This is a genomic window from Nodosilinea sp. FACHB-141 (genome assembly GCF_014696135.1).
Lineage (GTDB): Bacteria > Cyanobacteriota > Cyanobacteriia > Phormidesmidales > Phormidesmidaceae > Nodosilinea.
This window is the reverse complement of sequence record NZ_JACJPP010000012.1, coordinates 241,881-255,518: the sequence shown is the minus strand read 5'-3', so window position 1 is coordinate 255,518 and position 13,638 is coordinate 241,881. Positions and strand designations below refer to the sequence as shown.

The 13,638-nt window shown below is 57.8% G+C and carries 13 protein-coding genes; 5 read left to right on the top strand and 8 right to left on the bottom strand.

All coding sequences use genetic code 11. From position 1 onward, the window contains the following. Positions 1–72: 72 nt before the first annotated feature. Entirely contained in the window at positions 73–990 is a 918-nt protein-coding gene (gene hetR, locus H6F59_RS13535; RefSeq protein ID WP_190700853.1) for a heterocyst differentiation master regulator HetR, read from the bottom strand. Positions 991–1,359: 369 nt separating this feature from the next. Beyond that, the gene (locus tag H6F59_RS13530; protein ID WP_190700566.1) at positions 1,360–1,677 is read right to left on the bottom strand and encodes a hypothetical protein; all 318 of its coding nucleotides are present in this window, start codon (positions 1,675–1,677) and stop codon (positions 1,360–1,362) included. 481 nt (positions 1,678–2,158) lie between these two features. Here H6F59_RS13530 and H6F59_RS13525 point away from each other — a divergent pair, with 481 nt between their 5' ends. Further along, a complete protein-coding gene (locus H6F59_RS13525) occupies positions 2,159–3,289 on the top strand; it encodes a pyridoxal phosphate-dependent aminotransferase (RefSeq protein WP_199325786.1) in 1,131 nt (376 codons plus the stop codon). A gap of 103 nt (positions 3,290–3,392) precedes the next feature. Further along, positions 3,393–6,437 carry an EAL domain-containing protein gene (locus tag H6F59_RS13520; protein WP_190700561.1) on the top strand — a complete coding sequence of 1,015 codons (3,045 nt, stop codon included), beginning with the start codon at positions 3,393–3,395 and terminating at the stop codon, positions 6,435–6,437. Here the strand turns inward: H6F59_RS13520 and H6F59_RS13515 are convergent. The 3 genes from H6F59_RS13515 to H6F59_RS13505 all read right to left on the bottom strand — a co-directional run bounded on the left by H6F59_RS13515 (position 6,403) and on the right by H6F59_RS13505 (position 7,949). Then, positions 6,403–6,645: a hypothetical protein gene (locus tag H6F59_RS13515; protein WP_190700557.1), complete on the bottom strand. Its 243-nt coding sequence runs from the start codon at positions 6,643–6,645 to the stop codon at positions 6,403–6,405. The genes H6F59_RS13520 and H6F59_RS13515 overlap by 35 nt on opposite strands. Positions 6,646–6,786: 141 nt before the next feature. Further along, positions 6,787–7,386, bottom strand: a complete 600-nt coding sequence (locus tag H6F59_RS13510) for a superoxide dismutase (protein WP_190700850.1) — start codon at positions 7,384–7,386, stop codon at positions 6,787–6,789. Between the two features lie 131 nt (positions 7,387–7,517). After that, the gene (locus H6F59_RS13505) at positions 7,518–7,949 is read right to left on the bottom strand and encodes a peptidylprolyl isomerase (RefSeq protein WP_190700554.1); all 432 of its coding nucleotides are present in this window, start codon (positions 7,947–7,949) and stop codon (positions 7,518–7,520) included. Positions 7,950–8,165: 216 nt separating this feature from the next. Between H6F59_RS13505 and H6F59_RS13500 the strand changes: the two genes are divergently transcribed. The 3 genes from H6F59_RS13500 to H6F59_RS13490 are packed head-to-tail and all read left to right on the top strand — an operon-like array spanning position 8,166 to position 10,509. Next, positions 8,166–9,083, top strand: a complete 918-nt coding sequence (locus H6F59_RS13500) for a TIGR02587 family membrane protein (protein ID WP_190700551.1) — start codon at positions 8,166–8,168, stop codon at positions 9,081–9,083. Continuing rightward, positions 9,083–9,517: a TIGR02588 family protein gene (locus H6F59_RS13495; protein ID WP_190700547.1), complete on the top strand. Its 435-nt coding sequence runs from the start codon at positions 9,083–9,085 to the stop codon at positions 9,515–9,517. Before H6F59_RS13500 ends, H6F59_RS13495 begins: the two co-directional genes overlap by 1 nt. A 59-nt stretch (positions 9,518–9,576) precedes the next feature. Further along, positions 9,577–10,509 (top strand): DMT family transporter, encoded by a 933-nt coding sequence (locus tag H6F59_RS13490; protein WP_190700543.1) that lies wholly within the window; start codon positions 9,577–9,579, stop codon positions 10,507–10,509. A gap of 157 nt (positions 10,510–10,666) precedes the next feature. On the opposite strand, the gene nth is transcribed toward H6F59_RS13490, so the two are convergent. The 3 genes from nth to ispE all read right to left on the bottom strand — a co-directional run bounded on the left by nth (position 10,667) and on the right by ispE (position 13,635). Continuing rightward, positions 10,667–11,386, bottom strand: a complete 720-nt coding sequence (gene nth, locus H6F59_RS13485) for an endonuclease III (RefSeq protein ID WP_190700540.1) — start codon at positions 11,384–11,386, stop codon at positions 10,667–10,669. Between the two features lie 112 nt (positions 11,387–11,498). Then, the gene (gene rseP / locus H6F59_RS13480) at positions 11,499–12,590 is read right to left on the bottom strand and encodes an RIP metalloprotease RseP (protein WP_190700537.1); all 1,092 of its coding nucleotides are present in this window, start codon (positions 12,588–12,590) and stop codon (positions 11,499–11,501) included. A gap of 100 nt (positions 12,591–12,690) precedes the next feature. Next, on the bottom strand, positions 12,691–13,635 hold the full coding sequence (gene ispE, locus H6F59_RS13475) for a 4-(cytidine 5'-diphospho)-2-C-methyl-D-erythritol kinase (RefSeq protein ID WP_190700534.1): 945 nt from the start codon (positions 13,633–13,635) through the stop codon (positions 12,691–12,693). Positions 13,636–13,638 lie beyond the last annotated feature (3 nt).

Genomic DNA, 13,638 nt, shown 5'->3' with positions numbered 1-13,638 from the left:
CTCAACACGAAGCGCCCTAGCCTTAGGGACTAGGGCGCTTCGTGTTTAAGAATTCTAAGATCGCTGAGCAAACTATTTGATGTGGTGGCCAATCACCATCTGCAAGAGAGTAGGTTCGCCACCCGGCTGGTGATACTTATCGGCCCAGGTGCGAATTACTTCGTCTAGCTCTTGGAGAGCAGCATCGCGAGCAGCGACGGGAATATCTAATTCTTCTAACACACGCATCGTGCCAGGAATGCCGTTGGCCCACTCGCGCATCATGCGAAAGTACTGAGCCGTATCTTCGACCATGGCGTACATGCGCTCTTGGTCATCAACCGGAGCATAGGAAGACCGGGCCAGCCCATAGTACGAAGCCCCCCAGGAGGCATCAATGCGCGCCACAGTACCCGAATAGATCAGCCGCCGCCGGATATGCTCGGCCAGAGCTTCGCTCAGGGGTACGCGGTGCTCTACAGGCAGGTCATCCTGAGACTTTTCGTGGAGAATTTCAATCAGCTCTAAAAACTGAAACGAGTTGATAATCCGGGCATCGGGACAGGGTTTGGGCAGCCGGCTCTCCAGCAGCGCTTTTTCGTCACTGGTTAGAGAGGTGCCCGAGACCCGCGACTGCCCTGATCTCCAAGGGTAGCGCCGCAGCCACATGTAGGGAAATTGAATGAGATAGCGGGGTTCTTGGGAGCCCAGCATTTTAAGCAGCTTGCCCTCAGTGAGGGCCTGGCGCATTTCTTCGACAATGGCCTTGACCCGCTTGGGCTCAATGTGGTGCAGATGGCCCGTCATACGCAGGTTTTCGCCCTGCTCTAGATAGGTCATGTAGATGGCGCACTTAGCCGCCGTGGCCGCTGCATCTAAAAAGGCCCCGTGGCGATGCCCCCCCGTTCGCATAGCGCTGAAGGCGATGTAAAGCAGTATCTGATCGATGGCACTGGGGCTGAGGCGGCGAATCAGGGCTTCGTCTTCTACCGCTAGGGCAGACAGAGACATTGAGAGAAGGGGTTCGGCCATCGGACTTGGGGAAGCTCAGAACAACAGGCGGTATCGCGACCCCCGCTGCTAAGGGGGCAAAACCGCTGAGAATTGTCAGAAATAGCAGATACAGCTTAATTTAAATGCTCTGCAAGAAGACGCACCATGAATAAGGCAATATAAATACGTTTAATTGTTTGAAGCTTTGACGAGGGTTGACGGCCAAGCCGTCAGCCAAAGAAATTACACCTGATTAGGTTTAAGTGTGACTCAAAATCTGCCAAATTGACCCCTATTGCAGGTTAAATTCATTTAGTCGTAGAGCAGGGTCAACAGAAACCCAACGCATCAACTAGCTGACCCTAAGCCGGCAAAGGCTAGAGAAAGCTAGGTGATGCGAGTCTTAGTAATTCTGCCGCTGCCGCGGTAGGCAACGGGGCTATCACTGCCAAAGGAGGGTTGGGGAGGGGTGGGATCAACCCGACCACTGCCGCGAAAGCTGAGCCAGCCCGCGATCGCAGGCACCCGGCTGAGGCGACCGCTACCGCGATCGTCCTCAGCACGAGCCGCGGTGCGCAGGGTAGCTTCGGAGCTGGCTTCGAGCCCAGCAGATAGGCCCAGGGGCGCGGCAGTAGCCATAACTAGGCCCAGGCTAGCGGCGCAGGCCAGACGAGTCATCAAAAAACAGGGGGAGGAAGAGTGCATAGGACGTGGCCTTGTTAGCGCTTCTAGTCCTAGTTACAAACCCATCCCTCCTTAGTCAGGAAAATCTTTATGCGTAAATCTGCGGATTTCTAAAATTTAGTAATCCCCAGCACAATCTTGTTCTGTTCTAAGCAGTCTGTAGTCCAGCCCACGTTTATTCTATCGGAGGGTTTGAAGCCCTAAGATGAGCCCGAAAAGAGCCTGGGCAGGCAATAAAAGGTTCAACCGCAGCTTATTCCTGGGGCAGGAAGCAGCAGCGGCGGTCAACATCCCACCGTGAGAGGCGATCGCAATGGCAGAAAAAACCCCGGTTGCAATGGTCAGAACCGACCAAACGATCTAATCTATGGTGAATGTAATATATTCCGGTTAGAGGCCCAACGAACAACCGTTCTGGGGAAGCCGATAGCCAATGTTCGTTGGAGGTCTGGCCGTGCCCCGATTAGCCCTGGCAAACCGTGTAACCTGCGTCACTCCGTCGATGACTCTGGCCATTGCGGCCCGGGCCAAGGCCATGAAGGCCGAAGGCTTGCCGGTGTGCAGCTTTAGCGCTGGCGAACCCGATTTTGATACCCCCGACCACATCAAGGCGGCTGCCAAGGCTGCCCTCGATGCGGGCAAAACTCGCTACGGTCCGGCAGCGGGCGAACCGGCCCTGCGCCAGGCGATCGCCCAAAAACTTCAGCAGGACAACGGCCTCTGCTACGGCCCCGAGAACGTCATCGTCACCAACGGCGGCAAGCATTCGCTCTCTGGCCTGATGATGGCCCTGATCGAACCCGGCGACGAGGTGATTATTCCGGCCCCCTACTGGCTGAGCTACCCTGAGATGGTGAAGCTAGCTGGGGGCACGCCGGTCATTGTGCCCACTACCGCTGAACAAAACTACCGCATTACCCCCGAGCAGCTGCGCCAGGCAATTACTCCACAGACCAAGCTGTTTATTCTTAACTCCCCCTCTAACCCCACGGGGATGGTCTACTCCCCCGCTGAAATTGCGGCTCTGGCGGCGGTAGTGGTCGAGGCCGACATCTGGGTGGTGTCAGACGAAATCTACGAAAAAATTCTCTACGACGGGGCGACTCACCTTAGCATTGGGGCTGTGTCGCCCGAGGCCTTTGAGCACACTATTATTAGCAACGGGTTCGCCAAAGCCTATTCAATGACCGGCTGGCGGGTGGGCTACCTAGCTGGGCCAGCGGAGCTGATCAAGGCGGTAGCTACTATACAGAGCCACAGTACGTCGAACGTGTGCACCTTTGCTCAGTACGGGGCGATCGCCGCCCTCGAAGGCCCCCAAGACTGCATTGCCACTATGGGCCGCGCTTTTGCCGAGCGACGGCAAGCCATTATTGAGCGGTGTCGAACCATCAATGGCTTGAACTGCGGTGAGCCCGAGGGGGCTTTCTACCTCTGTATCGACATCAGTGCCCTCGGTGTTTCCTCCCTCGATTTTTGCACCGCACTACTCGACGAAAAATACGTAGCGGCCATTCCGGGAATTGCCTTTGGCGCTGAAGGCACCATTCGCCTTTCCTATGCCACCGACATGGAGACTATTTTGGAAGGTATGGAGCGGCTAGAAGCGTTCGTAGCAGGGCGTTTGGGTTAGCACATCGACCTCCAGCCTCACCCGTTCGTAAATATGTGATGTCGATCGCTTAGTTTTGCCCCCCGACAGGAATACTAATAGGACTGTTGGTAACACAGGCTACATGGGGCGTCGTTTTCTCGGATTGCCAAATCGAGGGGCATTTAGCCGCATACCGCTGCGGCTGCTAATCGTTGTGCCCTTTGTGGTGCAAGTATCGATGGCCGTGGGGTTGACAGGATGGCTATCCCTACACGAGGGGCAGCGGGCGGTGAACGAGGTAGCCACTGAGCTGCGCTCTATGGTTTCCCACCACATTCAGCATGAGATGGAGACGATGCTGGCCACCTCCCACCTGGTCAACCAGCTCACCTATGACGCCATTGCCCTCGGTCAGGTTGACCCCACCGACTCGGAGGCACTGTTTCGTCACTTTATGCGGCAGTCTCGCACCTTTCCCCACATCGATTCGATCATGTTTGGCAACGCCAACGGCGAATTTGTAGGGCATACCAACCTGGGCCAGCAGGCCCACCAGCGCATGCAGGCTGGTCCTTCCCTAGACAATCGTATTGAGTTTGTAGAGGTTGAGATAGGGACGGCCCGCTCTACTCGTGTCGTCTCATCTACCCCTAACTGGAATACCCAAACTCGACCCTGGTATCGGGCGGCTGTGCAAGCCCAGGGCCCGGCCTGGGGAGAAATTTTTCCTTACCACGCCTACCCGGTGCTAGCGATTTCAGCGTCTCGCCCCGTGTACGGCGATCGCGGCGAGCTAATTGGGGTGCTGGGCAACAACTTCTTTCTTACCCAAATCAGCCAGTTTTTACGGGAAATCTCGATCAGTGAGCACGGTCAGGCCTTCATTATGGAGCGATCGGGCCTGCTGATCGCCACCTCTAACGATGCTAAGTCCTACAAAATAGTGGACGGTCGGCCCCAGCGGGTCTACTCAGTTATTAGCCCAGACCCTCGCATTCGCGCCAGCGCTCGGCTGTTGCTCAACCAGTCGGGGGGAGACTGGCAAACCATTCAACCCCAGCAGACGGAGTTTTGGCTCGATCGCGATCGGCAGTTTATGCAGGTGGTTCCCCTCAATGATGGCTATGGCCTCGACTGGCTGATCGTGGTGATTATGCCTGAGAGTGACTTTATGGGGGAGATCAAAACCAGCCGCCGCAACACCATTGCCCTTTGCACCCTGGCACTGGCTGGGGCGATCGCCTCTGGTCTCTACACCAGCCGCTGGATCACCCGCCCCCTAACCGCCTTTAGTTCAGCATCCCAGGCGATCGCTGAGGGCAACCTGAACCAGACCATTGGCCGCACCGGCCTGCAAGAGCTAGAAGGACTGGCCGTGGCTTTTAACCGGATGGCGACGCGGCTGGAATCATCCTTTGGTGAGCTGCAACGCTCCAAGGCCCAGGTCGAGCAGGCCAACGCCGAAATTCAGCAGCAGGCGGCGCTGTTTCGCCTGATGGCCGAAAATATGAGTGACCTGATCTGTTTACACGAGGTCGATGGCACCTACCTCTACGTCAGCCCGTCGGTGGAGTGGCTGCTGGGCTATAGCCCAGCAGCTCTGATCGGGCTACAGCCCAGCAGCCTGGTGCACTCTGACGACCTGGTGAATTACCAAATGCACTTGCAAACCTCGCCACTAAGGCGGGCCTCAGACCCGACCCCCGTGGTATATCGAATGCGCCATCTTCAGGGCCACTACGTCTGGCTAGAGACCTTTACACGCTCTATCGTCGATTCTACCGGTGTGGTGGTGCAGCTCCAGACGGCCTCCCGCGATGTCACTGACCAGGTGAGACTGCGCCGTCAGCTCCAACACGACGCCTGCCACGACAGCCTCACCGGCTTGCCCAACCGCAAGCAGCTACAAGAGCGTTTAGAAATGGCCCTGAAGCGGGCCCACCAGCAGAGTAAGTACCGCTTTGCCCTGCTGTTTTTAGACATCGACCACTTTAAGGTCGTCAACGATAGCCTGGGTCACCTGATCGGTGACGAGCTGCTGATGGAGGTGGCCAGCCGCCTTAAAACGGCGCTGGGGCCAACCGATCTGGCGGTGCGCCTAGGGGGCGACGAGTTTATTGTGCTGCTGGAAGACATTGGCCATTTTGAGAGGGCCCAGGCCACGGCAGAGCAGCTGTTAGAGACGTTGCGCCAGCCCTTTCAGCTCAGCAGTCACCAGATGTTTGCCACCGTTAGCCTGGGGCTGGTGATGGGCGATGCCCGTTACCAAAGCGCCCTAGAGCTAATTCGCGATGCCGACACGGCCATGTATCGGGCTAAAGCCGGGGGCCGCGACGGCTACCAGACCTTTGATAGCGGCATGCACGATCGCGCGATCGCCCGCCTCACCTTTGAAACCGAGCTGCGCCGAGCCCTACTCCACCACCCCGAAGAATTTGTGCTTTACTACCAGCCCATTGTCGATCTGCAAACAGCGACTGTAACCGGGTTTGAGGCTTTGGTGCGGTGGCAACATCCCCAGCGGGGTCTGATCATGCCGGGAGAATTCATTCCAGTCGCCGAGGAAACCGGCCTGATTGCGCCCTTAAGCTACTGGCTGCTAGAGCTAGCCTGCCGACAGATGGCCACCTGGCAAAGCACCTACTACCAAGCCAAGGCACTTACGGTCAGCGTCAATCTGTCGGCGCTGCAGCTGCACAGTACAGGCTTGCTCAGCCGGGTCGATGAAATTCTAAGCAAAACGGGGCTTTTGCCGCACAGCTTGGTGCTGGAGATTACCGAAAGCATGCTGATCGACAATATCGACGATACCATTCGCGTGCTCAACGGGCTGCGGCAGCGGGGCATTGCCCTCAGCATTGACGACTTTGGTACTGGCTATTCTTCCTTGAGCTACCTGTACCGCTTTCCGATCAGTAGTCTGAAGATCGATCGCTCCTTCGTCGGCCAGATGAACAGCAGCCCGAGCCACGAAACCATTGTGCACACCATCATTAACCTGGGACGACAGCTGGGCTTTCGGGCGATCGCCGAAGGTATTGAAACCTCCCGGCAGGTCAGTACCCTCAAGCGATTGGGCTGCGACTACGGCCAGGGTTACTGGTTTGGTAAACCCCAGGCCGCCGCTGAACTAGAAGCTTGGCTGACCCAGTCTACCGCCCACTACCGCCCCTATCCGGTGAGCTAAGCCGCCGATCGACCCACTGTCTGGCCTTATAAATGGCCTCAGAGCGGCTGACTACCCCTGGCACCGCCACCGCACAGCCCATGTCGTAGGTGGCCCATACCGCATAGAGCGGCACGCCATCCTCCGTGCTTTGGTCAAGCTCTAGGCGAAAGCCCCGATAGTCAAAGGACAGCACCACGTGGGGAAAGTCTGGATCGGCGAATAGCATAGCGGGGAGGGTGTAGGGTTCAGGATTTAAGGTTCAAGGGGCCGACCTGAGACCTTCGGCCTGGTACCTTGAACAAAAAAGGAGGCGGACCGTAACCCACCTCCCATGAGTCGCGGAGCACGACTGTGGTGTTGCCCCCGTCTAGGCGGCGGCTAGGTTGCTGGTAGCAAAATCCCAGTTGACCACGTTCTTCAAGAAGCTATCGATATAGTCGGGGCGCTTGTTTTGGTAGTCGAGGTAGTAGGCATGTTCCCACACATCCATGGTGAGCAGGGGCACTTGCCCAGCGGTGAGGGGGTTGTCGGCGTTGAGGGTTTTGGTCACCTTGAGGGTGCCGTTGTCGAGCACCAGCCAGGCCCAGCCGCTACCAAACTGGGTGGCCCCAGCATTCTTAAATTCCTCGACAAACTTATCAAAGCTGCCAAAGTCAGAGTCAATTTTGCTGGCCAGCTCCCCAGTGGGAGTGCCGCCGCCACCGGGCTTCATAGAGTTCCAGTAGAAGGTGTGGTTCCAGGCCTGGGCACCGTTGTTGAACAACCCCTGCTGAGAACTGTCGCCAGCGATCGCCTTGATCACATCCTCGATCGGCTTGCTGTCGTGGTCAGTGCCTTTGACCGCATCGTTGTACTTGCTGACGTAGGCCGCGTGGTGCTTATCGTGGTGAAATTCGAGGGTGCTCTTGGAGACGTAGGGCTCTAGGGCATCGTAGGCGTAGGGGAGAGGGGGCAATTCGTAGGCCATGGGGGCTCCTTGCTTAAAGGCCAGTGGCATGATAAATCGCCCCTTTGATAAAAACTATCCCCCTAGGGTGGAGGGGGATAGCGGCATTCGAGCCTTTCGACTCGGCCTCAGGGCAGAAATTTTTCCTCAGCTCAACCCTGAATCGCCACCAGCTCGATGTCAAAAATCAGGGTTTCTCCCGCCAGGGGATGGTTGGCGTCGAGGGTGACATTGGCCTCAGACAGGTCAGTTACCATGACCGGCACCATCTGGCCCTCAGGCCCCTGTAGCTGCAGCTGTTGCCCCACATCGAGGGAAATTTCGGCAGGAATGTGGTGGCGCTCAACCACCATCACCATCTCGGGCTGATGGGGGCCGTAGGCGCTGTCAGCCGGAATCACTTCGGTTTTAGCATCGCCAGGGGCCATGCCCACCACCGCCGCCTCAAAGCCAGGAATCACCTCGCCATTGCCAATGGAAAACTCTAGGGGGTCGCGATCGCGCGACGAATCAAACACAGTGCCGTCTTCGAGCCTGCCAGTATAGTGAATCGAGACGCTGTCGCCGGGTTTAGCCTGGGTCATAAAACCATCCTTGCGTGGGAGCTTGTCTACAGGTCGTGGACCGTTCTCTTCACGCTAGCGGGCATTTTGTAGAACCCCAGCAATACTAGAGATTTTCCTAAGGTTTCGGGTAGAAAACCTGCAAACAGCGCTGGCCTCAGCCGTTTTGAATCACCAAACCCTGACTATGCTGTAAATAAGTCTGGCCCAGCGGGCCCCTATCAGAGACAATCCGCAATGGTCGAGTCCGTAGACGACGCAACGCCTCAGCCCTCTGCCAACATTTGGCTCATAGAATTACAGGCCATTCTCCAGGGGGCGGTGGGGGGCTTTTTGTTTGGCATTCCGCTGCTGTACACGGTGGAGGTATGGGTGATCGGCGCCGCCACGGGTCCCCACTGGCTGCTGACGGTGCTCGCCACCACCCTAGTCGGTGTGGGGTTGCTCACCCAGGTCGAAGGGTTTCGCCAGACCCTCCACCTGCACCCCCTCGAAGCCTTGTTCGAAAGCATTGAGGCTGTCGCCATTGGGGTTGTCTGTGCAGCCCTGGCCCTGGTACTGCTGCGCCGCATCACCCTCGACATTCCCCTATCGGAAGTCTTGGGCAAGGTGGTGTTTGAGACCGTGCCCTTTGCGCTGGGGGTAGCCTTGGCGCGCTCAACCTTGCAGGGCAAGCAAAGGCGCGATTCTGGCACAGACCGCGTGCGTCGCACGACTGCCCCCATCTCGCGCAGGTTGGCCTCTCCTACCGTGGCCAACCTGCGCGACGCCTTAGTCGATTTCGACGCTGCCCTGATTGGTGCGGTGCTGATTGCCTTTAGCATTGCCCCCACCGAAGAAGTGCCGCTGCTGGCCGCATCCCTGCCCCCCCTGTGGCTGCTGCTGATTATGGGCGCGTCGCTGGGCCTCTCCTACGCCATTGTGTTTGCTTCGGGCTTTACCGATCGCGCCGAGCGGCGACAGCGGGGCCTGCTGTTTAGCCCCGTCACCGAAACTCTGGTGGCCTACCTCGTGGCTCTAGTAGCATCAGTGGTGATGCTGATGCTGTTTCAGCAGCTCAACCCCAGTGACCCCTGGTCAGAATGGTTGAGCAATACCCTAGTTTTGGGCCTACCCGCCTCCATTGGCGGAGCCGCAGGGCGTATCCTTATCTAATGGATTTGCCCAACCACCCCGACAACTCACCCTCCCCCAATGCGCCCAGGAGCTTTACCCAACGGTCTGCGGCTGAGTGGGTGACGTTTGTAGCGGCTTCCCTCATTTTGCTGGGGCTGGTGGGGCTCATCTTCTTTGACTGGCAAACCAACCAAAATCGCCCGCCCGCCTTTTCGGTGGCGGTGTCGGAGGCGGTGCGGGTCACCGATGGCCGCTACTACGTGCCCTTTGCCATTACTAACACCGGCGGCCGCATTGCCCGCATGGTGCAGGTGACCGCTGAGTTACACATCACAGGGGTCGACGACGAAACTGGCGAGCAGCAAATCGACTTTCTCTCAGGTCACGAAACCAAAGCGGGCAGTTTTGTCTTCACCCACAATCCCCAGGGGGGGGATTTGATGGTACGGGTGGCCAGCTATCGGCTACCGTAGAATGCGGTGGTTCAGGGCACTCGCGTTGGGTCATCCCTAAAGCGCAACAAGGGGGATGCATGCTCGGCTATGTCTTAATTCTGCTGGCGACCATTTGCTTTGGGGCCCAAAACCTGATCACGCGGGTTCTATTTATTCCGTCTGACCTGTTTGGGGTACTGGAGACTGGTGGGTTTGTAGAGCCCACTCTGCCCAACTCGTTTTTGCTGATGTTTATGCGCATGCTGGTCGGAGTACCGCTGATGGCGGTGCTGCTGCCGCCGGTGTATCCGGCGATGTGGGGTGACCTGTGGCGTTTAGGGTCGGCGAGCTACCGCCGCGAACTCTACCTGGCCTTAGTGGGCGGGGTATTGATGTTTTCGTACCTAGCGCTGCTTTACGTGTCGGTAGGGCGAATTGCGGCGGGCATTGCGCTAACGCTATTTTTTACGTACCCCGTCTATACGGCGCTGCTGGACTGGTACTGGTTCAACCACCGCCCTAGCTTTAGCCGCTGGGCCATTTTGGCGCTGATTTTGCTGGGCAGCGTCCTGACCATTCCCATGACCGGGGCGGCGATCGAGAGCTGGGTAGGCGTCGTCTTTGGTCTGGCCTCGGGGGTAGTGTACGCCTTTTACACCGTGGCGGCCCAAAAAGCGTTTGAAACCTTTCACCCGGTGCCGTTTACGGGCATTAGCTTTACGGTGACGCTGGTGCTGTCGGCGGTCAGCCTACTGCTGTGGCCGGTGGATTTGGCGGGTCTGCTATGGCCCGCGCTGTGGATGGGAGGCTTGCTGTCGGCGATCGCTACCCTCGCTGGCCATGTGCTCAACAACCTCGGCATTCGCGTTGTCGGGGCCACCGCCGCCTCAATGCTCGGGGCCGCTAACCCAGCCCTCACCGCCGTCCTCGCATGGGGCATCCTGCAAGAGCAGCTTTCTGTGGTGCAGGGGTTAGGGGTGCTGCTGGTCACCGTCAGCGTGGGTCTGCTCAGCCTGACCAAGCCTTCGTAACCAGGAAACTGATGGACTCTAAGTTAATCTTGCTCAGCCGCAAGAGATGGGCCTGTTCTTGAGTCCAAGCGTAAAAATCTGCGGTGTAGAGGTCAGCCAAAATGAAACCTCCGAAGCCTGTCTAACCTGATCTTGCCGCATCTAGCCTCAAAAACCCCTAGGACTGAACCACCTCTTGTATGGGGCTAACTTGCACAGGGCCAACTTGGATAGAACCAACTACCGGAACAACTTTGGCCGAGGGGCAAAGATCGGCTAGCTCGCACATACTGCATTTGGGGTTGCGGGCCTTGCACACCGCTCGCCCGTGGTACACCAGCCGAATTGACCAGTTTTCCCAGTCGGGCTGGGGCAGCAACTTCATCAGGTCGCGCTCGATTTTGACGGGGTCAGCGTGCTTGGTCAGCCACAGCAAGTTAGTGATGCGCTTAACGTGGGTGTCTACGGTCACACCGCCGTTGATGCCAAAGCCGTGGGCCAGCACGACGTTAGCTGTTTTGCGCGCCACGCCCGGCAGAGTGACCAAATCTTCCATGCGGGGAGGAACTTCGCCGTTGTACTCGGTGATGATCCGTTGGCAGGCGGCGCGAATGTTTTTGGCTTTGTTGCGGTAAAAGCCGGTAGATTTCACCAGCTGCTCTAAATCGGCGATATCAGCTTCGGCAAAGGCGTAGACATCGGGATAGGCGGCAAACAGGGCCGGGGTGACCAGGTTAACCCGCTCGTCGGTGCACTGAGCTGCCAGCATAGTGGCAATCATCAGCTGCAAGGGATTGGCAAAATCTAGGGAGCAAGGGGCTTCGGGATACAGTCGTTTCAGGCGGAGAAGAATCTCCAGCGATCGCTGTTTTTTAGAAGCTCGCCGCTGGTTGGGCATAGATGGGGTGGGGGGTGGATGGGTAGAGGGTGAATGGGTAACGTGGGTCGCGCCCCCTACCCATTCACCTGGCGCTGTCAGTCAAAAACCTCAGTGACCCATGGTGAGGAAGTTACCGAAGATTTTGGAAGATTTCGAGCTGGGTGGTGTCGCGGACAATGAGAAACACGCCCAAGCCCAGCAGCAGCACAAGGCCAGTCTGCATAACGTTTTCTTGAATGCGATCGGGTAGGGGCTTGCCGCCGCGCAGGGCTTCAATCAACAGAAACGCGAGCTGACCGCCATCTAACGCCGGCAGGGGTAAAATGTTGATGATCGCCAGGTTAATGCTGATGATGGCGGTGAAGGGGAACAGCATGGCGGCGCTATTTTTAGCCAGTCCAGCCCCCTGCTCGACGATTTTGACCGGCCCAGCTACCTGGCTGGCCATTTCGCCAAAGTTAGTCACTAGTTGAACAAAGCCTTTTACGGTGCGCACTAGAGTGTCTTGGAATTGCTGCGCCGCCAGGGAAAATACTTCAATAGGGTTTTTGGGACGGCGGTAGCCAAAGTCGCCATTGGGCTGAAGCTGCACACCAATCACCGCCGTGCCGTCGGGGCCAATGACGGGAGTGACCGAAACATCTAGCTCGCGAGCACCGCGCTGCACCGTGAGCTGCACGGGCTGGTTGGGGCTATCTTTGATTAGCTGAATGAAGAAGGGAATGCTCTCTTCGCCGGAGGCCAGGGGTTCACCGTTGGCCGCTACCAAAATATCTCCAGCGCGAATGCCTGCCTGACCGGCGGGAGAGCTTTCGGCGATTACCTGGGGCACCAGAATACCGGGCTGAGGGTTGAAGGTTTCGGGAATGCCCACGGCGCTAAACTGGGCCACAAACACCAGGTAAGCAAATACCAGGTTGGCAATCACCCCAGCGCTGATGACAATGGCGCGATCGAGAATCGGGCGATTTTTAAGCAGGTCGGGGTCGTTGGTGGGAATTTCGCTCTCGGGATCGTCGTCAGGAAAACCGACAAAGCCGCCCAGGGGAATGGCCCGCAGGGAATATTCAGTCTCAGCTCCCTGGTACTTCCAGAGGATAGGGCCAAAGCCGATGGCAAAGCGGTTGACGTGAATGCCCTGTAGTCGAGCGGCTGTGAAGTGCCCCGCTTCATGAACGGCTACCAGTAGGGCAATGACCGCGATCGCAGCTAAAACCGACATAGACAAACCCGATAGGTTAAGAACAGTTTCCCTATTCTAGCGTTGCTTCTCCCCGCTCACGGTGGGCAACCCCTCCGCAGCCCCATTCTCAGCCTTTTGGTTAGCTAGCGATCTGCACCCCACTGGGCACAAACTGAGCCGTCCAAATGCCTAAATCGGGGTCTGGCAACGCCGAGCGCAGCTTGGCCGCCAGCTCGTTGGCCTGGGCCTCAGACTCGGCCAGGGTAAACACCGAGGGGCCAGATCCCGACATTAGGGTGCCGAGCCCGCCGAGGTCAGCCATGGTGGCTTTGAGGGCGGCGGTTTTGGGGTGGGCATCTAGCACGATTTTCTCAAAGTCATTGCAGAGGTGCTGCCCCAGGGCGATCGCATCTCGACGGGCCACTGCCCTCACCATCTCACCCGATCGCACTTGGGCCTGTCGCTCTTGCCAGCCTTGGGTATTGGTTACATAGGTGTCGCCATACTCGGCCCGGTAGGTTTTGTAGGCCCAAGGGGTTGAGACAAACTCAGACTCGTACTTGGCAATCACTAGGTGCAGGCTGTCGATACCAGGGAGCGCATCGAGCTGTTCGCCCCGGCCAGTGGCGATCGCCGTCCCGCCCGATACGCAAAAGGGTACATCTGACCCTAGCTCAGCCCCCAGATCTTGCAGCTCGCTTCGGGTAAGGCCCAGGTTCCACAGAAGATCTAGCCCCACTAGCACCGCCGCCGCGTTGGACGAGCCACCGGCCAGCCCGGCCCCCACCGGGATCTGCTTCTCGATGGTGATTTCGACACCACCCAGCTTGGCCATCGCGTCGGGGAATTGCGCCATTACCAGGGCTGCTGCCTTGTAGGCCAAATTGGTTTCATCCGCAGGCACCAAGGGGTGGTCGCAGCGCACGCGAATCTCATCGACGCCAATGCTGCGAACGGTGATGCGATCGCACAGACTAACGCTCTGCATCACCATGATCAGCTCGTGAAAGCCGTCGGGGCGGCTGCCCACAATTTCGAGATAGAGGTTAATTTTGGCGGCGGCCAGCAGAGTGTAAAGGCGCATAGA